The sequence below is a fragment of the Mycobacterium sp. SMC-17 genome (assembly GCF_045310915.1).
In the GTDB taxonomy this organism is placed as follows: domain Bacteria; phylum Actinomycetota; class Actinomycetes; order Mycobacteriales; family Mycobacteriaceae; genus Mycobacterium.
This window is the reverse complement of record NZ_JBJIAK010000015.1, coordinates 1-22,018: the sequence shown is the minus strand read 5'-3', so window position 1 is coordinate 22,018 and position 22,018 is coordinate 1. Positions and strand designations below refer to the sequence as shown.

The 22,018-nt window shown below is 66.7% G+C and carries 20 protein-coding genes; 6 read left to right on the top strand and 14 right to left on the bottom strand.

Translation table 11 applies throughout. The annotated features are described in order from the left end of the window. Positions 1-136 precede the first annotated feature (136 nt). Positions 137-616 (top strand): GAF and ANTAR domain-containing protein, encoded by a 480-nt coding sequence (locus ACJH7A_RS12020; RefSeq protein ID WP_318986685.1) that lies wholly within the window; start codon positions 137-139, stop codon positions 614-616. On the opposite strand, the gene ACJH7A_RS12015 is transcribed toward ACJH7A_RS12020, so the two are convergent. From ACJH7A_RS12015 to ACJH7A_RS12000, 4 genes are all read right to left on the bottom strand, one after another. Continuing rightward, on the bottom strand, positions 613-2,454 hold the full coding sequence (locus tag ACJH7A_RS12015) for a CheR family methyltransferase (RefSeq protein ID WP_212814955.1): 1,842 nt from the start codon (positions 2,452-2,454) through the stop codon (positions 613-615). The two genes, ACJH7A_RS12020 and ACJH7A_RS12015, sit on opposite strands and share 4 nt — an antisense overlap. A gap of 46 nt (positions 2,455-2,500) precedes the next feature. After that, on the bottom strand, positions 2,501-3,256 hold the full coding sequence (locus tag ACJH7A_RS12010) for an STAS domain-containing protein (RefSeq protein ID WP_244872653.1): 756 nt from the start codon (positions 3,254-3,256) through the stop codon (positions 2,501-2,503). After that, on the bottom strand, positions 3,253-4,239 hold the full coding sequence (locus tag ACJH7A_RS12005; protein ID WP_212812818.1) for a chemotaxis protein CheB: 987 nt from the start codon (positions 4,237-4,239) through the stop codon (positions 3,253-3,255). Before ACJH7A_RS12005 ends, ACJH7A_RS12010 begins: the two co-directional genes overlap by 4 nt. 150 nt (positions 4,240-4,389) lie before the next feature. Beyond that, on the bottom strand, positions 4,390-4,875 hold the full coding sequence (locus ACJH7A_RS12000) for a hypothetical protein (RefSeq protein ID WP_212812816.1): 486 nt from the start codon (positions 4,873-4,875) through the stop codon (positions 4,390-4,392). A gap of 100 nt (positions 4,876-4,975) precedes the next feature. Between ACJH7A_RS12000 and ACJH7A_RS11995 the strand changes: the two genes are divergently transcribed. Beyond that, positions 4,976-7,186 carry an AAA family ATPase gene (locus tag ACJH7A_RS11995; RefSeq protein WP_244872652.1) on the top strand — a complete coding sequence of 737 codons (2,211 nt, stop codon included), beginning with the start codon at positions 4,976-4,978 and terminating at the stop codon, positions 7,184-7,186. A 4-nt stretch (positions 7,187-7,190) separates the two neighbouring features. On the opposite strand, the gene ACJH7A_RS11990 is transcribed toward ACJH7A_RS11995, so the two are convergent. From ACJH7A_RS11990 to ACJH7A_RS11960, 7 genes are all read right to left on the bottom strand, one after another. Then, a complete protein-coding gene (locus ACJH7A_RS11990; RefSeq protein WP_406802020.1) occupies positions 7,191-8,033 on the bottom strand; it encodes a bile acid:sodium symporter family protein in 843 nt (280 codons plus the stop codon). Then, positions 8,030-9,034 carry a hypothetical protein gene (locus ACJH7A_RS11985; protein WP_318986678.1) on the bottom strand — a complete coding sequence of 335 codons (1,005 nt, stop codon included), beginning with the start codon at positions 9,032-9,034 and terminating at the stop codon, positions 8,030-8,032. Before ACJH7A_RS11985 ends, ACJH7A_RS11990 begins: the two co-directional genes overlap by 4 nt. Beyond that, a complete protein-coding gene (locus ACJH7A_RS11980; protein WP_406802019.1) occupies positions 9,031-10,368 on the bottom strand; it encodes a Dyp-type peroxidase in 1,338 nt (445 codons plus the stop codon). Before ACJH7A_RS11980 ends, ACJH7A_RS11985 begins: the two co-directional genes overlap by 4 nt. Then, entirely contained in the window at positions 10,365-10,928 is a 564-nt protein-coding gene (locus ACJH7A_RS11975) for a hypothetical protein (RefSeq protein ID WP_406802018.1), read from the bottom strand. Before ACJH7A_RS11975 ends, ACJH7A_RS11980 begins: the two co-directional genes overlap by 4 nt. A 67-nt stretch (positions 10,929-10,995) precedes the next feature. After that, the gene (locus tag ACJH7A_RS11970; RefSeq protein WP_406802017.1) at positions 10,996-11,724 is read right to left on the bottom strand and encodes a DUF3060 domain-containing protein; all 729 of its coding nucleotides are present in this window, start codon (positions 11,722-11,724) and stop codon (positions 10,996-10,998) included. 27 nt (positions 11,725-11,751) lie between these two features. Further along, the gene (locus ACJH7A_RS11965) at positions 11,752-12,441 is read right to left on the bottom strand and encodes a response regulator (RefSeq protein ID WP_406776261.1); all 690 of its coding nucleotides are present in this window, start codon (positions 12,439-12,441) and stop codon (positions 11,752-11,754) included. Continuing rightward, the gene (locus tag ACJH7A_RS11960; RefSeq protein ID WP_406802016.1) at positions 12,438-14,000 is read right to left on the bottom strand and encodes an ATP-binding protein; all 1,563 of its coding nucleotides are present in this window, start codon (positions 13,998-14,000) and stop codon (positions 12,438-12,440) included. Before ACJH7A_RS11960 ends, ACJH7A_RS11965 begins: the two co-directional genes overlap by 4 nt. A 144-nt stretch (positions 14,001-14,144) precedes the next feature. Between ACJH7A_RS11960 and ACJH7A_RS11955 the strand changes: the two genes are divergently transcribed. Together ACJH7A_RS11955 and ACJH7A_RS11950 are read left to right on the top strand one after the other, a co-directional pair. Next, positions 14,145-15,494 (top strand): cation:dicarboxylate symporter family transporter, encoded by a 1,350-nt coding sequence (locus tag ACJH7A_RS11955; RefSeq protein WP_212812784.1) that lies wholly within the window; start codon positions 14,145-14,147, stop codon positions 15,492-15,494. Positions 15,495-16,031: 537 nt separating this feature from the next. Next, the gene (locus tag ACJH7A_RS11950) at positions 16,032-17,003 is read left to right on the top strand and encodes a hypothetical protein (protein ID WP_406802015.1); all 972 of its coding nucleotides are present in this window, start codon (positions 16,032-16,034) and stop codon (positions 17,001-17,003) included. A gap of 58 nt (positions 17,004-17,061) precedes the next feature. Here the strand turns inward: ACJH7A_RS11950 and ACJH7A_RS11945 are convergent, their stop codons facing one another. Then, the gene (locus tag ACJH7A_RS11945) at positions 17,062-17,379 is read right to left on the bottom strand and encodes a hypothetical protein (RefSeq protein ID WP_166427956.1); all 318 of its coding nucleotides are present in this window, start codon (positions 17,377-17,379) and stop codon (positions 17,062-17,064) included. 100 nt (positions 17,380-17,479) lie between these two features. Here ACJH7A_RS11945 and ACJH7A_RS11940 point away from each other — a divergent pair, with 100 nt between their 5' ends. Continuing rightward, positions 17,480-19,108 (top strand): fatty acid--CoA ligase, encoded by a 1,629-nt coding sequence (locus ACJH7A_RS11940; protein WP_406802014.1) that lies wholly within the window; start codon positions 17,480-17,482, stop codon positions 19,106-19,108. A 10-nt stretch (positions 19,109-19,118) separates the two neighbouring features. On the opposite strand, the gene ACJH7A_RS11935 is transcribed toward ACJH7A_RS11940, so the two are convergent. Then, positions 19,119-19,949: an alpha/beta fold hydrolase gene (locus ACJH7A_RS11935; RefSeq protein WP_406802013.1), complete on the bottom strand. Its 831-nt coding sequence runs from the start codon at positions 19,947-19,949 to the stop codon at positions 19,119-19,121. A 62-nt stretch (positions 19,950-20,011) separates the two neighbouring features. Between ACJH7A_RS11935 and ACJH7A_RS11930 the strand changes: the two genes are divergently transcribed. Next, a complete protein-coding gene (locus tag ACJH7A_RS11930; RefSeq protein ID WP_406802012.1) occupies positions 20,012-20,617 on the top strand; it encodes a TetR/AcrR family transcriptional regulator in 606 nt (201 codons plus the stop codon). A gap of 125 nt (positions 20,618-20,742) precedes the next feature. Here the strand turns inward: ACJH7A_RS11930 and ACJH7A_RS11925 are convergent, their stop codons facing one another. Then, positions 20,743-21,936, bottom strand: a complete 1,194-nt coding sequence (locus ACJH7A_RS11925) for a lipid-transfer protein (RefSeq protein WP_212812779.1) — start codon at positions 21,934-21,936, stop codon at positions 20,743-20,745. Between the last annotated feature and the right edge of the window lie 82 nt (positions 21,937-22,018).

Below are 22,018 nucleotides of genomic sequence, written 5' to 3'. Positions count from 1 at the left end.
GCGGCGATATTGCAGCGGATGGTCGACCACGCTGTCCGCGAGATACCCGGCGCGAAGTACGCGGGTGTGACGACCGCGGGCTTTCCCGCTCAGTTGGACACCGTTGTGATGACCCACCCGTACGCAGCGTTGGTGGATGCCATCCCAGCAGTACCAGCATCAGGGTCCATTCCTGAGCGCGGCGTGGAAGCGCGACGTCCTACGGGTGAACGACCTGGAGTCCGACGATCGCTGGCCCGCCTATCGACGGGATGTGCTCAGGTCGACGCCCATTCGTGCGGTGCTGTCGTTCCGCTTGTTCACCACGGCCCGGTCGGTCGGCGCCCTGATGATCTACGCGAACGAACCCCACGCGTTCGACAGGCACGCCGAGGAGATCGGCTACGTGGTGGCGACTCATACCGCGCTGGCGGTCGGCGGCGCACAACCGCTCGATCTGGTTCGACACGTGCTGGACAACTGGGATGTGGTCAGCGAGGCGAAATCGATTCTGATGGAACGGTTTCAGGTTGGCGCTTCCGAAGCCTTCCAAATGCTGAAACGCCTGTCGCTGAGTAGTAGCACCGACCTGCTCGGACTCTCGCAACGGGTGATCGACAAGGCCAAGCAGCTCTAGTCGACCACTTCCATCAGCAGCAGCGCGCCCCGAAGACTGTCGTCCGGTGAGGTGAACGACGAACATGCGACCCGCACCCGCGCCGTCCGGCCCCGCCGGTTCACCGCGTTGACGATCACTTGCCCAGAACTCTGGGGATCGACGAATGCGTGACCGATCAACGGACGGACGTCATCGAGTGGCAGCCCGATGTCGAGCGACGTGATGGCCACACCCTGCGTCTCGTCGGCGCGCAGGCCCCATAGTTCCTCCGAACCGCGGTTCCACATGACGACCCGCATCTCCCGGTCCACCACCACGACGCCCAGACGGATCGAGTTGACCAGGGCGCTGATGAAGGTGCGGGAATCGTCGAGTTCGGCGCTGCGCTCCCGCAGTGCGTCGTTGATGGTGTGCAGTTCGTCGTTGGTGGACTGCAGCTCCTCGTTCATGGTCTCGAGCTCTTCGTTGGTCGACTGGAGCTCTTCGTTGGTGGTCTCGAGCTCCTCCACCGTCGACTGCAGTTCCTCGTTGGTGGTTTCGAGTTCCTCGTTGGTGGACTGCAGTTCCTCGTATGCCGTCTCGAGCTGCCGGTTGGTCTGCACGACCTTGTCCAGCAGTGCCCGCATCGCGGTGACGTCGAAGAAGACGATCGAGACGCCGAGCAACCCGTTGTCGGCGTCGACGAGCGGGTTGATGTGGATCTCGAACCACACGGCCTCGGCGCCGGCGCGCTGCCACTGCACGTCCTGAATCCGCGCCGAGCGGCGTTCGACCTTTGCTTGCTCGATGTAGGAGCGCAATTCGACTGGGCGATAGGAGATTTCGAGGTCGCGCAGGAGGCGGCCGATGTCGCGCGCCGACAATCCGAAGCTGGTTTCGGCCTGCTGGTTGATCATGGCAACGGTGTCATCGCCGGTGACGACGATCTGGGCCACCGGGCTGGCGCGGAAAGCCAGGTCGCGGACCGTCGTCAACCCGTTGAGTTCGCCATGACGCTCATATAGTGCTGCCGCCGGATCATAACGATCGAGTGAGGTGTGAGTGCCGATGGCTTTCCGGAAGATGCGGTTTTTCAGATCCAGTGGGGTGAACCGGTCGCCGTGGCTCAACAGCATCTCGGCGTGGCCGAGGAACAGCGCACCTTTCGGCGCGAGCGCGAAATGCAACCGATTCAAGACACCGCGCTGGGTCTCGGCGTTGAGATACATCAACGTGTTGCGGCACACCAGCAGGTCGACCCGCGAAATCGGCGCGTCACGCACCAGGTCGTTGCGCCCGAAGATCACCCCGCGGCGCAGATCCTTGTTGAAGACGTAGCGTCCGTTGATCTGCTCGAAGTAGATCGGCAGCAGTTCGGGCGGAACCGATTCGACAGCACGCGCGTCGTACGATGCGGCGCGCGCCTCGTTCAGTGCAAGGTCGTCGACGTCGGTGGCGTAGATCTTCACCCGTTGCCGGAACGCCTCGAAGCCGAGCGCTTCGGCCAGCAGGATCGCGAGCGTGTACGCCTCCTGCCCGGAGGCGCAACCTGCGCTCCACACCCGGATCGGGTCCTCGGGCCCGCGCTCGGCGAGGATCGACGGGATCACCTCGTTCTGGATCGACTCCCAGGCTTCGGGGTCGCGGAAGAATGCCGTCACATTGATCAGGATCGTGTTGAAGAGCGCCGCGAATTCGTCGGAACTCGCTTGCAGCACATCGAGATACTCATCGAAAGTCGTGTAGCCGGCGTGATCCATGCGGTGCTTGACCCGCCGCATCAGCGACGTGCGCTTGTAGCCGGTGAAGTCGAATCCGCGAGAGTCCCGCAGATAGCGCAGCAAAGCCTCAAAGGAGTCGTCGGTACCGGCGTCCATGGTGTCCTGTTCGTAGGTCATGCGATGCCCGGAACATTACTCGTGGCTACAGCACGTTCTCCGGACCCACGACCGCCCAGACGGTCTTACCCGCCGACGTCGGCAGGCTGCCCCACACTCGAGTCAGTGCGGTCACCACCGCCAGGCCGGACACCCGACTGGTGCCGTGCATGGCGTCCTCTTTGCGCTGTGCCGGCGCCGAACTGCTGTCCTCGACGGCGACGGTGACCAATTCGCCGTCGTACTCCAACCGCAATGTGGGCGAAGAATCGGTGTGCCGCAGGACGTTTTCGACCAACGCTGTGGCGATCACCGCCGTTACCGGGATCATGGCCGGACACGACCAACCGGACAACCAGCCGCCGACCAACCGCTGGGCATCGACGATGCTGCTGACGTGGGACGGCAGCTCCGCGCGCGCCCGGTGACGTCGCCGGTGGCGTGCGCTGCCCTCTGATTGCAATGCTTCCTGCAAGGTGGGGAAGACCGGTACGTAACGCGTGATGCCGCGGCTGCGGATGACAGCGCAGGTGTCGGCGTCGGCCCTGACGAGCATTATCGGCACATCAGGCCAGGTGCTGACATGCCAACGGGCACTGGTGAAGACCGACCACGCAGAGGCATCCGGTACCCGGAGCTCGTTGACATCGACGATCACCATTCGGGGTTCGTCGAGCGCCGCCTTGACCACGCTGTCACGCACCGTGCGATAGGACAGGCCGTCGAGCACACCCGTGCAGCGCAAGGTGTATTCACCGCCCCCGCCGTAGACGGGTGCGCTGATGTGCACCGGGTCAGTCATTCAGTTCCCGCGGCCGTGAGTCGTTCGGTCAGTATCCGCAGCGCATGTTCGGCTTCGTCGGCTTGGCTGCTGAAACGTTGCTGAAGCATGCCGGAGCTGACGTTACTCGCCATCCGCCGGGCAAGTTGGGCCTTCTCCTGCAGGCTGCGAACCGCGACCCACAGCGCGCCATTCACCTCGTCATCGCGAGCGCGCAGTAGAGATTCCGCCGACCAGGCGTGGCCAACATGGCACCGGTAGTTGCCCTCGCCAATCGTTTGTAGCGAACCGTTGCAGTCCGGACACGTGTATCCCGACGGTGGTCCAAGGGATTCGATCTCGAAATCTGTCGCGAAGGGTTCGGCCATGGCGATGCGATTTTCAAGCAGAAGGCCGGGGTCGGGTTCCATGATGGGTTCCTCGCTGACGTGCTCGGATAACTGTTTGAGCAGTACACCGACATCCGTCGCTCGCACTTCGTAATCGGCTACTCCGGATTCGAGCGCGGCCGATGGGAGGCCCGGGAACAGGGCATCGTCGGGTGTTTGGGCGATCGTGGCGCCGCCGCGCGATTGAATCGCCTTCAAACCCGAGACACCGTCGTCGAGTACCCCGGACAGCAGCACGCCAATGGCGCGTGGCCCGAACGTGATGGCGGCAGAGCGGAACAGCGCGTTGATGGCGGGACGGTGTCCGTTCTCGGTGGGCCCGCGGGTCACCAGCGTGCGATGGTCGTCGATCATGAGATGACGGTTCGGGACGCAGACGTGCAGCCTCCCGGACTCGAGCTCCTCGCCATTCGTGGCGGCGGCGGCAGGGAGAGGTCCTGCGCGATCCAGGATGCGGGCCAGGACACTGGGTGCGTCGATGGGCATGTGCAGGACGACCAGAACCGCCATCGGAAGATCCGCAGGCAGTTCAGCAGCCATCTGGGTGAGAGCCTCGACGCCTCCGGCGGAAGCGCCAACGGCGACGACGCCGCGCAATCCGTTCCGGTCGGCCATCACGCCCACCCACTTCCAGCATCGGTGCGTTCAGTCTAGTTCTTTCAGGGGATTTCGATGAGAACCAGCCACGGACATCTCGACCCCGGGTAGTGGGCTACCCGATGGTGGGGGAGTGAAACCGTCGTTGACGGCGCGTGTTCAGCGCGGTCAGCGCTTGCGGCTGCAGTTCGGCTGGGCCGGCTTCGCCGGCCAGGCGCACACGTTGAGGTATGTCTCGGTGCCCATCCCGCCGCCGTCGAACACACCGTAGCTGTCGCCGTGCGTGCCGGTGTAGGTGGCGCCGCCGCCACCCCCCGGTCCGCCGTCGGACGACACGATGGTGGTGACGGCCCAGCCCTTGCCCTCAAGTGCGGCCTTGTACGCCGTGACGACCTCGGTGGGGGCGCCCGTCACCTTGAAGCTGAGGTGAATCCCATTGTCCCCGATCGGGTCTGGGCCCCAGGTCTGGGCGGTGCCACCGGGTGTGGGGACCAGCGCCTGCAGTTGAGCGGGACTGGCCGGCGCCGCGGCCGAGGTGCCGGTCGGTGCGGAGCTCGACGATCCTTTGGCGCCGGAATCGGCCTTGCCCCCGCAGCCCGCCACGAGGCCGATCACTGCCGCCGTGGCCGCCACGGCGCGGATTGCGTTGCCCATGGTCGCTCCCATCCTCGAGCGCACCGTATCAACGTATTCGACGCTGTGGTCAAAAATGGCGTGGTTGGGTGGACGCGGGCGACGCACCTACGATGCCAGGGTGGCAGGGGACGGCTGGGTAGCGCAGATCCCGACGGCCACCTACGGCCCGCCCCGGCTGGGTGGTGCGGTCATCGCGCGGCCGGCGATCACCGGATTGCTGTCCGGTTCGGATGCCGAACTGGTGGTGGTCACCGCGCCCGCCGGATACGGCAAGACCACGGCGGTGGCGCTCTGGGACGACGCCGATACCCGGCGGTTCGCCTGGGTGCGGCTGGACCATCTCGACAACGACCCTGCCCACCTGCTGCTGCACCTGGTGACGGCGGTGGACCAGGTCGCCTCGGTCGATGCCGCGACGTTTCAGTACCTGCGTGGCGCCGGCCGCGCTGTCGATACCCAACTGGTTCCCGCCGCGATCGCGGCGCTGGAGTCCGCCGGTCCGATCGTGTTGGTGCTGGACGATGTTCACGAGCTGACGCACGAGGCGGCGGTGTCGGCCCTGCGTGCCCTGGTCCAGCTCGCCCCGGAGTCGACGACGCTGACGTTGATCGGCCGCACCGCTCCGCCGCTCGATCTGGCGCGGCGCCGGCTGCAGGGCGGCGTGCTCGAGGTCAGTACCGAGCAGCTGAAACTCTCGGTGGCAGAGGCAGAATCGGCTCTCGGCTCGGTCGGCGGTCCGGCCGGCCCGACGGCCGCCCTGGTGGTCGACCGCTGCGAGGGTTGGGCAGCAGGCGTGGTGATGGCGGCCATGGCCTTGCGTGACGGTTCGTCTGCCGAGGCGATCACCGGACGGCACCGCCTGGTCGCGGACTATCTGGTCGAAGAAGTACTGGGCCGGCTGGACCCGGCCGTCGAGGTGTTCCTCGTGGAATCCGCGGTGCTCGACCACTTCACCGCCGACGACCTGAACAGCGTTCTCCAGCGCGAAGATTCAGCTGACATGCTGAGTGCGATCCATGCCTCCGGCAACCTGTTCCTGGTCTCACTCGATGAGCAGGGCATCGAGTACCGGTACCACCGACTGTTCGCCGACCTGCTCCGTGCGCGGCTGCGCAATCGCGATCCGGAGCGGTTCCGCGCCCTGGCGTCCCGCGCGGCGGCGCATCTCGAGCGGTCCGGCGATATCGACGGCGCCCTCTTGCAGGCGCTGGCGGCCGATGACCCGGCACACGCCGCGGCGCTGGTGGAACGCGATGCGGTGCGTCTCGGATTCGATGGCCGCGCAGGCATCTTGGAGCGCCGGCTGAGCCTGCTCGACGAGCACGTCTTCGCCGACCATCCTGATGCCGCGATCGCCCGGGCCTGGTTCGGGCTGACGCTGGGGGACGCCGACCTGATCCAGCGGTCCCTGCTGCTGGCCGCTGCCGCGGACGGTGGTGCGGCCTTGGCGGATGGTGCCCCGTCAGTGAAAGTTGCTGCCGCCCTGGTCGGTTCACTCGTCGGCATCGGCGGGGTGCTCGAGGTGGTCCGGCATGCCGACACGGTCTGCGCCGCGGGCAACCACCTCGTGAACCCGTGGTGGGGTGCGGCCGCCTCCGTCAAAGGCGGTGCACTGTCGATGGCCGGGGACGCCGAAAGTGCCAGGACGACACTGGAATCGTCGCTCCCGGTGCTCGACGACCTTCCCGGCTTCCGGGCCGTGGCGCTGGCACATCTGGCTCTGCTGGACCTCGACGACGGGGCCCTGCAGTCCGCGGCGCGGCGCAGCGCCCAGGCCCGCAGCATCGTCGACTCCCGCGACCTGTGCGACCTGGTGCCCATCATCTTGGTGTACGCCGTGGACGGGTTGGTGCGCAGCCACCGCGGCGACGTCGCCGGGGCGCGAGATGCGGTGCGGGGCACCGAACGGCTGCTGGACCGGCTGGGCGACCTGGCGGCGCGCACGGCGGCACTGGGACATGCGCTGACGGCGGCCACCGCCCTCGAGATCGACGACCCGGAACTCTGCCGGCGGCATCTCGACGCAGGGCTGTTGGCCGCCCGGCGGGAGCCCGATGCGGCGTCGGTGCACCTACGGTTGGCGCGCGTTCGGGAATTGCTCGCCGCACACGCGCAGCACGGGCCGCGGCCATCGCTGACCGCGGCCGAGCTGCGTCTGCTCCCGCACCTGGCGACCCACCTGTCGCTGCAGAAGATCGCCGGCGAACTGCACCTGGGGCGGGAGACCGTGAAGAGTCAGGCCAAGGCGATCTACCGCAAGCTGTCGGTGTCGTCGCGCGCCGAGGCCGTCGCCGAGGCGGCGCGCCTCGGTCTGCTCGACCAGCCCTGACCCGTCAGGCCTTCCGGGCCAGGAAGCGGGCGAACGGGATCAGCATCGTGAACTCGGCGATCAGCACCACCGTGATCATCACCGTGACGCGCGGATCGCCGAAGTTCTGGCCGGCCACCACGAAGGCGGCCGCCGCATTGCGTTGCGCGGTACCCAACGCGAGTACGGGCCGCGCGGCCGAGCTGAAAAACACCAGGGCCCAGCCGATTCCGGCGCAGAGCGCGGTGTAGACGATCGCCGCCAGGATGCCCCGCGTGCCGTACACCGACAGCACCTCCCGGAAGTTGGCGACGATGGTCAGGACGACCACCAGCACCATGCTGACAGTGCTCAGCAGCCCGATGGCCGGTCTGACGCGTGCTGCCGACGCTTCCGCCTGCTTGCGCCAGAACAGCCCGATCGCCAGCGGGATCAGCATGAGAATCACCAGCGAGGACGCGATCGCGAACGGGTCGACCGCCGATCCCTTGAGGAAGATCGGCAGCACGATCGGCACGTAGACCACCGTCGTGATCATCAGCAGCACCATCAGGCCGACGCTCAGCCCGGTGTCGGCCTTGGCGAACTCGGCGAGCTTGATCAGGAACGGCGCGCCCGCGGCCAGCCCGCACAGCAGCAGGCCCACGCCCAGCGGCTCGTCGAGGTCGAGCAGCCGCCACAATGCGAGCGCAACCAGCGGTGCCGCAACGAAATTGGCGACCAGGGTCAGACTCACCACCCGGATGTCCTTGAGCGGAGCCAGAATCTGATTCGGGGTCAGGCTCAGCCCCACACCGAGGGTGCTGGACACCACGAAGAGGACGACGGCGATGTTGGAACCGCGCGCCGCCAGATCGACCAGCGTCACATCGTCACCAGGTTGCGCCAGAACGACTTCAGGCTGTCGCTGGCACCGAACAGGGTGGTGAAGTGCGTCGAGTCGACCAGCACGATGTCGCCCGCGCGGTCACCGGTCGGCGGCATGTGGATCAGCGCGTTGAATTCCGTGTTGCCCGCCAGGGTGAACGGGTGCGGCCGGGTCTGGTCGATCAACTGCCGGCCCAGCACCCGGAGATCGGCACTCTCCGGGGCGGTGAGCTGGTAGTGCGGCAGGTGCGGGTGCAGGGCCAGGGTGGTGACGTCGCGCAGCAGGCCCGCCGAATCCAGATCACGGAAAGCAGTGAGCGGCACGATCTGTTTGGTGCCCTCGACCGTCGCCGGGCGCAGGCCCCACGTGTTGTGCACCGGGATGCCCAGTCCCTTCAGCAGCGAGCGCGCGAATCCGCTGAAATTCTGGACGCGCGGCGTCAGCGGGTCACCGTGATGCAGGTACTCCATCTGCTGCTGCTCTTTGTCGTCGGTGAAGCCGACGTCGTGGTGCGGGGCCAGCATCAGGCACGTGCCTTCGCGCTTCAGCCACTGCTGGATCGCGGCCACCTCTTCCGGGGTGGCTTCCTCGTCGCCGAGCAGGTGGTCCAGTCCGAAGATCATCAGGGTGTCGGTGTCGTTGAGGATGCGTTCGTCGATCGGCAGCCGGTAGCCGGCCTGATCGACACGCTGGAACACCGCCACGGGATGGCCGGTCGCCGCACCCGCCACATCCTGAAAGGACAGGGAGGAGCGGTGGAACAACTCCAGCGTGCCGTCGACGCCCTGCAGGAACTCCCGCGCGCTGTATTCGGCGCCTTCGTACGCCGGCCACGTCGCCGCGCGCACCTCGGTCATGGTGGAGAACCGGTTGTACAGCAAGGCCGGGTCCCGCTGGGCCTCCCACGGGTAGCTCCACGACCAGTAGATGCTGACGCGGCGGTTGCCGTTGTGCGGGCGGGTGATGTGGGCCTGGTTGTAGGTGCGGGCGTAAGAACTCATGATGCTCCTTGCTGTCCGAGTGTCGAGAGATAACGCAGTGCGGTCAGGCCGGGCAGGAAGAAGTATGCCCCGCCGCGCAGCGTGGTGAATGCCGGTAAACCTTTGTGTATCTTGCGGATCGGCCGCTTGGGGATCGTGAAGTCGAGCGTGCCGTCCTGGGTGCCGCAGATGGGGTCGTGTTCGTTGCCGAGCTCCTGGAACGCGGTGTCGTTGATCCACACGTTCTGGGCGAACTCGAATTGCCGCACCAGGCTCGCGCAGATCAGGAACATCCCGACACCGCGCTCGACACCGTCGTCGGCGGCGCCCTCGGGGAGCGCCGGGCCGTAGGTGCCGCTGCGCCGGATCATCCTGCGCCGATTGGGATTCGGCTCGGTGTCACGTGGGTTGAGCCGACGGGCGTGCGAGCCGACCGGGCATTTGTATCCGTGCGGATCCATCGTCGCGTAGTCGAAATCGTTGTTGCGCATCGGATCCGCGCCGAGTTCCGGATCGTCATGTTCGGGCGCCAGGACCAGCGGCGCGCCGCTGCGCCACCGGCCCATGAACTTGGCGGCCAGCAGCTCCTGGCCCTCGGCGTCCTCGGCATGCTGCTTCAGATAGTCGCGGAAGGTTCCGACATGCTCCTCCAGCCGGCGGTACGCCATGTAGCTGCCATTGCGGGAAAGCACTTCGAGGGCAGGCTGATTCGCCACCAGTCCTTCTTCGTCCGGATAGCCGAGGAGAAACTCGCCCGGGGCCAGCGCTCCACCGGCGCCGGGGATCAGCGTCTCGCCGGAACCGGCCATCTGCGGCTGCGACACCGGATCGCGGTAGCCGAAGTGATCGTGGTCGTACTCGAACGGCGCCGTGGCCGCCAGATCGAGATGCGACAGCGACCGCACGCCGGGGCACCGGGCCAACAGCGCGTCGTGCTCGCCGACGCACCGCACCCGCTCCTCCTCGTCCCGCGCGAACAGGATGACGATGGCGTGCAGGTCGTCACCCGCGAGCCCGCCCACCCAGTGCTCCGGCGCGGCCGCGCCGGTATCACCCAGGATGTCGGCGCGGGCGGCCATGCCTTCGCGGAACTCGGCCGGGAAAGTGGCAAGCGTCTGCTCGTCAAGTCCCAACGCACGCAAGCCGTTCCAGGTGAACGCCAGGTTCACCCACCGCTTGAAGATGTTGACGGTCTCGCGGACATCGGTGGCCGATTGCACGAGCGGAACCATCTCGGCGAGCCAGGCCTGCCCGGCCTCGGGGGTGTCGAACGACAGGAACTCGTACCGACCGGTGAGGTGCGGTGTCCCGGTCAGCATGATGTGCTGAATATCGTCGAACTCGAGTGCTGTCACTGCATCTGGTCCAACATGTCGGAGAACGCGGCCTTGAGCCGCAGGGCCTTTTTGATCTCGACGGCCGTCACGTAGGGGTACTCGCCGTACTCCAGGAAGCTCGGCACCTGGTGCTCGCGGACGAACATGATGAACGCCTCGGGGTTGGTCTTCCAGTCCGCCGGGAAGCCCTCCAGATGGGTGAACGCCGTGGTGATGCCCGTCGAGCTGAACAGCTTGACGGCGTCCTCGGTGTACTTGTCGAAGTCGGTGTCGAAGATGCCCTGGTACTGGAAGCGCAGGCCCGAACCGACGTCGAACAGGTTCCACCGCAGGTAGTGCAGCTTCAGCGGGGCCAGCACGTCGGGCTGTGCCGCGACCGCGGCCTCGAGCTGCTTGCCGTAGTCGCGGATCGCCTGCTCATGGCCGTCGAGCACCTTGGCGATGATGTTGAAGCCGTAGCACGCCGGGGTACGTGGGAAGACCGGCCCGTAGCGACCGCGAGTGAGCTCGAAGTAGCCCTCCTTCGGGATGGCCAGAGCTGCGGGTTGGGTCCAATCGTCATTTCCGTTGTGCGCCATGGCAACGAGATTATGGACGCGGCGGGCACCCGTCGTCCCCCGATTCGGGGGAAATTGACGCAGCGGTTCAGCCCCGGCTGACGGTGTTGGACCGACCCGGATCAGGAACTTCCGGATTTCCCGAGTGGTACGTCACGTGGTTGTCCATGCCAGACGTGACGATCTTGTCGGCGGAGTCGACGGTCACGGTGTTCTCGATGCCGGAGACCTCGACGGCCGAGCAGTGCCCGGTGACGGTGACGCTGTTGGACACCCCACTGATGGTGATCTTGCGGTCGTTGCACGCCACGGTGCGGTGGCCGCGCACCCCCGCGACCTGAATGGGCCGGTTGGGATCGTCGGACTGCGGCGGCAATTCGACGAGACCGGGGCCCGACATCACCGTGGTGCCGTTGACGACCACCGACGATTCGTCGCCCGGTTGCGGCGGGGTCGGGACGGCGACCGAGATGCTGGGCTGGCGGCCAGGGGAAGGTGGGAGAAACGTCGTGTGTTTCTTGCCGGTCAAGTTGGTGACGAAGATGATCGCGGCCACCACTGGGCCGACGATGACGGCGAGGACGACGACGCCCAGGATCATGCGGCGTGCCGCGGTGCTCGGCACGCCCGGCGGCAACGGTTGCGGCGGCCAGGTCTTTTGGGGCTGGTGGTACTGGGCGGCGTACGGCTGCCCTGCCACCGGTGTGGGCGGGTGCCACTGCTGGCCGGGCTCGGTCAACTCCGAGGCCCTGGGCCGGTCGTTCATCGCGCGCTCGAGCTCGCGGATGCGGGCTTCTGGATCGTCGTCGCGACTCATGATCCGATGCTGTCACACCCGGCGAAGTCAACGCCACAGGTAGCGGGTCTTGGGTCGGCCCGTGCCGCCGTATTCGCTTCGGCGCGTGACGGTTCCGTCGTCGGCCAGGCGTTCCAGATAGCGCCACGCGGTCACCCTGGCCACCCCGACCGCTTTGGCGGCCTCGTCGGCCGTCAGGCCGTCGGGACTGTCCCGAACGGCGCGGGCGATGTCGTCGTTGGTCAGTGTCGCCGCACCTTTCGGGGCCGCGGATTTGTCTGCGCCGGTGCGTAATTCGGCGAGGGCCCGGTCCACCTCGGCCTGACTGGCCGCATCGACTCCGGCCGGGAGCGCAGTCCGGTACCGCGCGTAGCGCTCCAGCCGATCACGGAACGCCGCGAAGGTGAACGGCTTCAAGAGATACGCCAACGCCCCGTGCGCGACGGCCGCGCGCACCATCTCCAGATCGCGCTCGGAGGTGATGGCGATGATGTCCGGAGCGGGTCGCAGCCCGGACAGCGCCGACGCCAGGCTGATGCCGCTGGCATCGGGCAGTCCGAGGTCCAGCAGGACCAGGTCGATGGGCGCGTCGGTCGTGGTCGCCCGCGTCGCGGCCTGGATGGCCTCGCGCGCGGTGTGGGCCACCGCGGCTACGGAAAATCCCTCCAGCCGTTCGACATACGTGCGGTGCGCCTCGGCGATCAGGGGATCGTCGTCGACGATCAGTACGGTGGTCATGCGATTGCCGCCGGGATCGTCACCGACACCACCGAACCGTAGCTGACATCGGATGACAGCGTGCCCCCGTGCCGCTTGACCACCTGCGCCACCAAGGCGAGCCCGAGTCCGTGCCCGGGCGCCGATTTCGTCGAATAGCCACGGCGCATGGCGTTTTCGAATGTCGCCGGGTCCATGCCGGTGCCGCTGTCGGCCACGCGCATCAGCAGGTCGGCGCCCGGCTCGCACCGCACCGTCACCTCGACCCACGGCTCGTCACGGTCGCACGCGTCCATCGCGTTGTCGATCAGGTTGCCCAACACCGTCACCATTTCCGGGCCACTCAGCGGTAGTTGTGAAGTGTCCGAGGGTAATTGCGAATCCGCGGTGACGGTGAACTCGATACCGCGTTCGTGGGCCTGCGCGTTCTTGCCCAGCAGCAGTGCCACGAGGGCGGGTTCGCGGACCTCGCTCGACAGCCGGTCGACGAGTCGCTGGGACAGCTCCAGTTCGTCGGTGGCGAAGGTCACGGCATCGGACGGGCGGCCCATCTCGACCATGGTGATCACTGTGTGCAGCTTGTTCGCCGCTTCGTGCGCCTGCGCCCGCAGCGAGTCGGTGAGGACCTTCAACGAGCTGAGTTCGCCCAGGGTACTTTGCAATTCGGTGCGGTCCCGGATCGTCACGACCTCCGAACCCGAGGCGCCGGACACCGGTGACCGGCTGACCACCAGCACTCGGTCGTCGGTCACGTGGACCTCGTCGCGCACCCCGGGATCGGCCGCGCGCAGGAAGTCCGGCAGATCGGACCTCGACACCGCGCCCGGCGGCAGGGCGAGCAGCCGGCGCGCCTCGTCGTTGGCCAGCGCCACGCGCCCCTTCTCCAACACCAGCAGGCCTTCGGAGACCGAATGCAGGACGGCGTCGTGGTGTTCGTACATCACCCGCAACTGGTCCGGGCGCAGCCCGTGGGTCTGACGGAGCAGCCGGCGCCGGATCAGCCAGGTGCCGGCCAGCGAAAGGGCAAGGGCGGCAAGGCCGATCGCCGCGATCACCGGGATCTGATGGCGCCACTGCGCGGTCAGCGTGGTCTCGGTGATGCCGGCGGCGACCAGGCCGAGCACCTGTCCGGAGCTGTCCCGCACCGGGGTGATGGTGCGCACCGACCGGCCCAGGGTCCCGGTGTAGAACTCGGTGTGCGTCCGGCCTTTCAGGGCCTGCTCCATGGTGCCCAGGTAACGGCCGCCGATCTGGCGCGGGTCGGTGTGGGTGAACCGGGTCCCGTCGGGTGCCATGACGGTGATGAAGGCGATGCCGGTCTGGGCCCGAACGGTTTCGGTGACCGGCTGCAGGACTTCCGTGGCGTTGCCCGCCCGGATGGCGGCAGCCGTCGACGGCGCGTCGGCCAGTGCCGTGACGATGCCGGTGAGCAGCTGTTTGGCCGCGGCATCGTTGGTGCGGCGGGACTGCACCACGGCCAGGGCGCTACCGGCCGCCACCACCACGATGATGATCGCGATCTGCAGCGCGACGATCTGGCCGGCCAGGGACCAGCGCGGCGCGGCCGGCCAACTGCGCATCACTGCGTCCTTCTGTAATCCGCCTGCTCCCGCGTCCCCGCGTGAACTTCCGTGAACGAAATGAACATATGCGTGACGTGCCTCACGTTCTGGACAAACATCCTTGCAGAAGTTTTCGACAACGAGGCCGGAGGACTGCCCGACATGACTGATCAAGCGCCCCGTCGCGACCGCACCCATTGGCTGTACATCGCCGTGCTCGTCGCCGTCGTCGGCGGTGTGGCCGTCGGCCTGATCGCACCCGGGGTGGGCAAGGACATCGCGGTCCTCGGCACCCTGTTCGTCAACCTGATCAAGATGATGATCACCCCGGTCATCTTCTGCACGATCGTGCTGGGCATCGGGTCGGTGCGCAAAGCCGCGACGGTCGGCAAGATCGGCGGCCTCTCGCTCGGCTACTTCCTCGCCATGTCGACGGTGGCGCTGGCGATCGGCCTGGTCGTCGGCAACCTGCTGAGCCCGGGATCGGGCCTGCACCTGTCGGCACAGGCGACCGGTCAGGGCGCGAAACTGGCCCAGAAGGCGCACGAGGCCGGCGGTCTCATGGACTTCGTCTCGCACATCATCCCGGAGACCCTGCTGTCGGCACTGACCAGCGGAAACGTGTTGCAGGCCCTGTTCATCGCCCTGCTCGTCGGCTTCGCGGTCCAGGCCATGGGTACGGCCGGCGAACCCATCCTGCGGGGCGTCCAGCACCTGCAGAAGCTGGTGTTCCGCGTGCTGATCATGATCCTGTGGCTGGCGCCGATCGGCGCGTTCGGTGCCATGGCCGGCGTCGTGGGCCAGACCGGGTGGCGCGCCGTCACCCAGCTGCTGACCCTGATGCTCGGGTTCTACGTGACCTGCGTCGTCTTCGTCTTCGGTGTGCTCGGGGTGCTGCTGTGGTCGGTGACCCGGATGTCGATCTTCCGGCTGGTCCGCTACCTGGCCCGCGAGTACCTGCTGATCTTCTCGACCTCGTCGTCGGAGTCGGCGCTGCCTCGGCTGATCGCCAAGATGGAGCACCTGGGCGTGGATCGCAGCACCGTCGGCGTCGTGGTGCCGACCGGCTACTCGTTCAATCTCGACGGGACCGCGATCTACCTGACCATGGCGGCGCTGTTCATCGCCGACGCCATGGGGCGGCCGATGGCGATCGGGGAGCAGTTGGCGCTGCTGGCCTTCATGATCGTCGCCTCCAAGGGTGCTGCCGGCGTCACGGGCGCGGGTCTGGCGACGCTGGCGGGCGGCCTGCAGAGCCACCGGCCGGACCTGCTGGACGGTGTCGGGCTGATCGTCGGCATCGACCGGTTCATGTCGGAGGCGCGGGCCGTCACCAACTTCTCGGGTAACGCCGTCGCCACGGTGCTGATCGGATCGTGGACCGGGACACTCGACCGGGCAAAGGCCGCGGCCGTGTTGCACGGCGCCGATCCGTTCGACGAACTGACGATGCTCGACTCGAGTGTCGAGCACCCGTCCGGCAACGCCGGTGTGACCGCCCTCACATCATGAACAAAATGTGAATTCGTCGATAACAGCGAATCTCGAGGCCCGCTCAGGCGGGCCTCGACGCTGTTGCGATCTCGATGAACAGAAGTGGAACCTGGGTTCTATCGTGCGGGTGAGGCGGATGAGATTCTATGCGTTCGTGTCGCGGTGTGATGTTTCGCTCACTTTGCCAGGGAATGCCGGGAAACCCTGCTTGGAAACCCTCAGGAATGAGGCGGACCTATGTTTGCTCAATTTGAATTCAGGCGTTGTTTACGCAGGTCGGAGCATCGATCGCCATTGATAACAAGTGCATAACAATTCACAACATAAGTAACTCCTAAGAGCTTCTGATCAATTCGTGACGAGGCGTCGCTGAAGCCGTCCGGAATGTCGGTGGGGATCACTACACTTCTTGACAGCAGCGCTCATCCGGGCGCACCCGGACGGGCAATCGACTACCGGCGCGTTGCCGCGCTGGCGGAGGTACCGAAGATCGTGGCAAATAATAACGCTCGTGCAAAAGCGAAGCGGGCTGGCGCTCAGGCGCTGCGCGGAACCATGGACATCGCGCAGGTTGGCCGCGGCACCATCGCCGACATCGCCGAGAGCGCGGGGCAGTTGGTCGCTACCAGCTACGCCGACAACATGGTGTCGCTGATCGAGCCGCGCACCCGCAGCATCCGCGACATCGCCGTCGACGGTGAGCCGTTCGCGGTCGTCGCCACCGCTGACCGGGCGTACGTCGCCGTGTCCGGTGCCGAGTTCGACGGCGTCGCCGTCATCGACGTCGCCACCGGCGCCGAGCTGGCCGCCTACCCGCTGGCCTCGGGCGTGAGCGCCCTCGCCGTCAGCCCCGACGGCAAGCGCGTGTTCGCGGGCCGCGCCGGCGACACCTACATCGACGTCGCCGTCATCGACATCACCGCCGACCGCGTCGGCACCATCGAGATCGCCACCGGCGCCGCCATCAGCATCGACGCCCTCGCGGTCGACCACACCGGTCGCCGGCTGTACGTCGCCACCACCGACGAGATGGGCAGCCAGCTCGTCGTCGTCGACACCGAGACCGCGCGCATCCGGAACACCATCGTCATCGGTGCCCCGATCCGCAGCCTGGCGCTCGGCCCCGACAACACCGCCTACGTGCTGACCTCGGACCTGACTGCGCGCGGTGAGGTGCACGTCGTCGACCTGGCTGCCGGCCGCGTGACCGGTCGCTTCCCCGTCGGCGACGCTCCGACCCAGCTGGTGCTCGGCGCCGACGGCACCCGCGCTTACGTCGTCGACTACGACCGCGTCTCGGTGTTCTGCACCCAGACCAACGCGGTGGTCGACACCATCGCGGCCGATGTCCAGCCGTCCTGCGTCACCGTCAGCCGTGACGGCTCGCGCCTGTACGTCGCGGATGTCGTCGGTGACGTCACCGCGGTCGCCGTCGAGGCCCCCAAGCCGCTGCTCTACTCGCAGTTCATGGCGACCAAGTCCGTCTCGATGAACGAGGTGCGCGCGCTGGAGCCCGCGACCGTCTAGACAGTCCAAAGAAAAACGCCCCCGCCGGCCGGCGGGGGCGTTTTGGTGTCCGGGGGAGCTAGTGCGTACCCGTGCAGTCGAGCGACACCGAAATGGTCCGGCTGGTTTGTGGCAGCAGGATGGAATTGCTGTTGCGGCCCAGGCCGGGGCCGACCCACGGCACCAACTGCGTCGTCTGCTGCGGGTTGCGCACACTGGTCACCGTGCACTCGGACACCGGCGCCGTCCCGAGCTTGTCGATCGTCACCACATAGCCCTCAGATTGCAGCCGGTTGATCGTGTCTTGCGCCGATTCGGCCGCGGCCAATCCGGCCGGCGCCAGCATCGTGGCCACCCCGCCGACTGTCGCCGCGGCGAGCGTCCAATTCCTGCGCATGATTTTCTCCTGTCGTGCCAACGCTAATCATCCTCCTACCTCGCAGGGTCGGCTAGCATCTCGACATCCCAGCGGCAGCAACCCAGAGGCGAAATTCACGATGCTCAGTACGATGCAGGACGCCCCGCTCACCATCGCCACGATCATGCGGCACGCGACTGGCCAGAATTATCGCCGAACCGTCACCACGGCGCTCGGTGGCGGCCAGTACCGCACCATGACCTATGGCGAAGTCGGCCGGCAATCCGCGCAGCTGGCCAATGCGCTACGCGGGCTCGGCATCACCGGAGACCAGCGGGTTGCCACGTTCATGTGGAACAACGCCGAACACACGGTGGCCTACCTGGCCATTCCGTCGATGGGCGCGGTGATGCACACCCTCAACATCCGGTTGTCCCCGGAGCAGATCGCCTACATCGCCAATGAGGCCGAGGACTCCGTCGTCATCGCGGATCTCTCGTTGACCGCACAATTGGCTCCGGTGCTGCCGCAGATGAAGACGGTGCACACGGTGATCGCCATCGGTGCAGGAGATTTGGCGCCGCTGGAGGGCGCCGGCAAGACCGTGCTGCGGTACGACGAGCTGCTGGCCGCCCAGCCCGACGACTTCGACTGGCCGGAGATCGACGAGCGGTCCGCGGCCGCCATGTGTTACACGAGCGGCACCACCGGAAATCCGAAAGGTGTTGTCTACAGCCACCGTTCGAGCTTCCTGCACGCGATGGCGACGTGCACCAGCAATGCGCTGGACGTCGGCAGCGAGGACGTGACGCTGCCCATCGTGCCGATGTTCCACGCCAACGCCTGGGGGCTGCCGTACGCCGCGCTGATGGCCGGTGCCGACCTGGTGATGCCGGACCGGTTCCTCGATGGCGCATCGCTCATCGACCTCATCGAGACGCATCGCCCGACCATCGCCGGCGCGGTTCCGACCATCTGGAACGACGTGATGAACTGCCTGGAAAAGAATCCGGGACACGACATTTCGTCGCTGCGGATCGTGGGCTGCGGCGGCTCGGCCGTGCCGTTGTCGATGATGCGCATCTTCCAGGAGCGGTACGGCGTCCACATCCGCCAGGCGTGGGGGATGACCGAAACCTCGCCGCTGGCCACGACCGCCAAGCCCTTCCCGGGCGCGTCCGAGGAGGAGTACTGGAAGAGCCGGGCGACCGCCGGGCGGGCGTTGTGCGGCGTCGAGATCCGGATCGTCGACGACGCCGGCGCCCCGCTGCCCCACGACGGTGAAGCGGTGGGGGAGATCGAGATTCGCGGACCGTGGATCACCGGCAGCTACTACCTGGGGTACGACTCGAGCAAGTTCGACAGCGGCTGGCTGCGTACGGGCGACGTCGGGCGCATCGACGACTGCGGGTTCGTCACCCTCACCGACCGGGCCAAGGACGTCATCAAGTCCGGTGGTGAATGGATTTCGTCGGTCGAGTTGGAGAACCACCTGATCGCGCACCCCGCGGTGCTGGAAGCCGCCGTGGTCGCGGTGCCCGACGAGCGCTGGCAGGAACGCCCGCTGGTCGCCGTCGTGCTGCACGAGGGCGCTTCGGCGACACCTGATGAACTGCGAGAGTTCCTGTCGGACAAGGTGGTTCGCTGGTGGCTGCCGGAGCGGTGGACGTTCATCGACCAGGTGCCCCGCACCAGCGTCGGCAAGTACGACAAGAAGACCATCCGCGCCCGGTACGCCGACGGCGCCTACGACGTCGTCACCATCTAGTTCTCGCGAGCTAGGCGCGCACCGCGACGGTCGACATCAGGTCGGCGAGGCGGTCCGGGCGGTCGAGCATCGAGAACGTCTTTGCGCCGTCGATGATTTCGAGGCGGGCGTTCGGGATGATCTGCGCCAGCTTCTCGCCGTCGCCGATCTCGAACAACTCGTCGTCAGCCGACCAGGCGATGAGCGTCGGCTTGTCGAATTCGTGCAGCCGCGCTGCGACTCCGGTGGTGACCTCGGTGCGCAGGGAGCTGGTGAACACGCGGAGATCCTCGGCGACAGCCGGTTTGGACTGTGTATTGTGCACCCACTCCCGGGTCAGGGCGTCGAAGTCCGCGTATGCCAGCCCGGCGTACGCGCGCTTGCGGACCAACGGGACCCGGAACACCTGCGAGCCCGCCCGGAACAGCGCCTTGGAACGTGACGCCAGGATCAGCGGCTCGAGGATCGGTGGCGGGAAGTGTTCGAACGCATCGCAACTCGTCAGCACCATGGCGCCGATGCGTTCCGGGTGGTGGACCGCGACCAGCTGCGTGACCACACCGCCGGTGTCGTTGCCGACGATGACGACGTCGTCGAGGTCCAATGCGGCCAGGGTGTCGGCGACGATGCGCGCGACGCCGTGGATGCTCCGGTCGGCGCCTGGGCGCAGCGCTTCGGGATGCGCGCCGAGCGGCCAGGTGGGGGCTATGCACCGCAGGCCGCGTTCGGCCAGGCGCGCGGCGACCTCGCGCCACAATTGGCCACCCATCATGTATCCGTGCACGAAGACGACGGGCCTGCCGTCCTTCGGCCCGAATTCCTCGAAATGGATGGTTCCGGCGTTAATCTCGATGATCGACATGGATGACTCCTAGCTCGATACTCATTTACAAACAGGCTGTCCGCAACTTACCAACAGGGTGTATGGAAAACAAGAGGCGTACTCAGGAGGAGCGCTCCGCGGCTACCCGCGAAGCGTTGATCGTTGCCGCGCGGCGACTGTGGGGCGAGCGTGGTTATGCCGAGGTGGGCACGCCGGAGATCGCGACGACCGCGGGCGTGACCCGGGGCGCGATGTATCACCAATTCACCGACAAGGCAGCGCTTTTCCTCGCTGTGGTGGAGGTGGTGGAACAGGACGTGATGGCCCGGATGGGGGCGATGGTGGCGGCATCGGGGGCGACGTCACCGGCCGATGCCGTTCGCGCCGCGGTCGATGCCTGGCTGGAAGTCTCCGGCGACCCGGAGGTGCGCCAGCTGGTGTTGCTCGACGCCCCGAGTGTCCTGGGTTGGGCGGGCTTCCGTGACGTCGCCCAGCGCTACAGCCTGGGCATGACGGAGCAGTTGCTCAGTGAGGCCATGAAAGCCGGCCAGCTGGCCCGTCAGCCGGTGCGGGCGCTGGCGCATGTGCTGATCGGTGCCCTCGACGAGGCGGCCATGCTCATCGCCACCGCGGACGACCCGAAGAAGACGCGTCGTGAGACCCGTCAGGTACTGCGCCGCCTCGTCGACGCCATGTTCGACGGCTAGCTAGTTCGGCGAGCAGACGTAAAACTGTCGTTTTCGAAGCGAAAACGACAGTTTTACGTCTGCTCGCAAGTTGGAGGTACCCCCGGCTCGGCAGAAGGGGTACCCCCAGCTCGCGGGGGAGGTGACTAGCGCTCGGCGCGCTGGTAGGCCGTCACGACGGCGGCGCCGCCGAGGCCGATGTTGTGCTGCAAGGCCGCGGTGACACCGTCGACCTGACGCTTGTCGGCGGTGCCGCGCAGCTGCCACGTCAGCTCGGAGCACTGGGCCAGGCCCGTCGCACCCAGCGGGTGACCCTTGGAGATCAGGCCGCCCGACGGGTTGACCACCCAGCGGCCGCCGTACGTGGTGTCGTTGTTGTCGATCAGGCGCGGCGCCTCACCCTCGCCGCAGAGGCCCAGGGCTTCGTACAACAGCAGCTCGTTGGCGGAGAAGCAGTCGTGCAGCTCGATGACCTGGAAGTCCTCGGGGCCCAGGCCCGCCTGGTCGTAAACCTTCTGGGCGGCTTGGACATTCATGTCGTAGCCGATGATGTTGGCGGCGCTGCCGTCGAACGTCGAGGCGAAGTCGGTGGTCATGGCCTGGCCGACGATCTCGACGGCCTGCGACGCCAGCCCGTGCTTGTCGACGAACGCCTCGCTGGCGAGAATCGCCGCGCCCGACCCGTCGGAGGTGGGCGAGCACTGCAGCTTGGTCAGCGGGTCGGAGATCATCTTGGCGGCCAGGATGTCGTCGAGCGTGTACTCGTCCTGGAACTGCGCATACGGGTTGTTGACCGAATGCTTGTGGTTCTTGTAGCCGATTTTTGCAAAATGTTCTGCAGTGCTTCCATATTTCTTCATGTGCTCACGGCCGGCCGCGCCGAACATCCACGGCGCCACGGGGAAGGCGAACTCGTCGATCTCGGCCAGGGCCTTGACGTGCCGCCCCAGCGGCGATTCGCGGTCCTGCGCACCTGCCTGAAGCGAACCCGGCTGCATCTTCTCGAAGCCCAGCGCGATGGTGCAGTCGGCGAGGCCGCCGCGGATCGCCTGTGCGGCAAGGTAAAGCGCCGTCGAACCCGTCGAACAGTTGTTGTTGACGTTGACGATCGGGATGCCTGTCATGCCCAGCTCGTACAGGGCGCGCTGGCCCGAGGTCGAGTCGCCGGAGCAGTAGCCGACGTAACCCTGCTCCACCTGGTCATACGAGATGCCGGCGTCGGCCAGGGCCTTGTTGCCGGACTCGTTGGCCATCTGCGGGTAGTCCCAGCCCTCGCGGCTGCCGGGCTTCTCGAATTTGGTCATGCCGACACCGACGACGAACACGCGATTCTTGGCCATGGGTTTCCTTTCGTTACTACCTGTAGTTCAGTCACGCCCGGCGGTTTTAGTCAAGACCCCAAAGGTCTGGTCTCCGGCGCCG

Excerpts from the sequence above, each read along its gene's own strand:
- ACJH7A_RS11945 (WP_166427956.1), bottom strand. The coding sequence starts at position 17,379 with ATGCGCAGGAATTGGACGCTCGCCGCGGCGACAGTCGGCGGGGTGGCC.
- ACJH7A_RS11950 (WP_406802015.1), top strand. The coding sequence starts at position 16,032 with ATGGACATCGCGCAGGTTGGCCGCGGCACCATCGCCGACATCGCCGAG.
- ACJH7A_RS12015 (WP_212814955.1), bottom strand. The coding sequence starts at position 2,454 with ATGGACGCCGGTACCGACGACTCCTTTGAGGCTTTGCTGCGCTATCTG.
- ACJH7A_RS11935 (WP_406802013.1), bottom strand. The coding sequence starts at position 19,949 with ATGTCGATCATCGAGATTAACGCCGGAACCATCCATTTCGAGGAATTC.
- ACJH7A_RS12000 (WP_212812816.1), bottom strand. The coding sequence starts at position 4,875 with ATGGGCAACGCAATCCGCGCCGTGGCGGCCACGGCGGCAGTGATCGGC.
- ACJH7A_RS12010 (WP_244872653.1), bottom strand. The coding sequence starts at position 3,256 with ATGACTGACCCGGTGCACATCAGCGCACCCGTCTACGGCGGGGGCGGT.
- ACJH7A_RS11970 (WP_406802017.1), bottom strand. The coding sequence starts at position 11,724 with ATGAGTCGCGACGACGATCCAGAAGCCCGCATCCGCGAGCTCGAGCGC.
- ACJH7A_RS11940 (WP_406802014.1), top strand. The coding sequence starts at position 17,480 with ATGCTCAGTACGATGCAGGACGCCCCGCTCACCATCGCCACGATCATG.
- ACJH7A_RS11955 (WP_212812784.1), top strand. The coding sequence starts at position 14,145 with ATGACTGATCAAGCGCCCCGTCGCGACCGCACCCATTGGCTGTACATC.
- ACJH7A_RS11975 (WP_406802018.1), bottom strand. The coding sequence starts at position 10,928 with ATGGCGCACAACGGAAATGACGATTGGACCCAACCCGCAGCTCTGGCC.
- ACJH7A_RS11965 (WP_406776261.1), bottom strand. The coding sequence starts at position 12,441 with ATGACCACCGTACTGATCGTCGACGACGATCCCCTGATCGCCGAGGCG.
- ACJH7A_RS12020 (WP_318986685.1), top strand. The coding sequence starts at position 137 with ATGCCATCCCAGCAGTACCAGCATCAGGGTCCATTCCTGAGCGCGGCG.
- ACJH7A_RS11960 (WP_406802016.1), bottom strand. The coding sequence starts at position 14,000 with ATGCGCAGTTGGCCGGCCGCGCCGCGCTGGTCCCTGGCCGGCCAGATC.
- ACJH7A_RS11930 (WP_406802012.1), top strand. The coding sequence starts at position 20,012 with ATGGAAAACAAGAGGCGTACTCAGGAGGAGCGCTCCGCGGCTACCCGC.
- ACJH7A_RS11925 (WP_212812779.1), bottom strand. The coding sequence starts at position 21,936 with ATGGCCAAGAATCGCGTGTTCGTCGTCGGTGTCGGCATGACCAAATTC.
- ACJH7A_RS12005 (WP_212812818.1), bottom strand. The coding sequence starts at position 4,239 with ATGGCCGACCGGAACGGATTGCGCGGCGTCGTCGCCGTTGGCGCTTCC.
- ACJH7A_RS11985 (WP_318986678.1), bottom strand. The coding sequence starts at position 9,034 with ATGAGTTCTTACGCCCGCACCTACAACCAGGCCCACATCACCCGCCCG.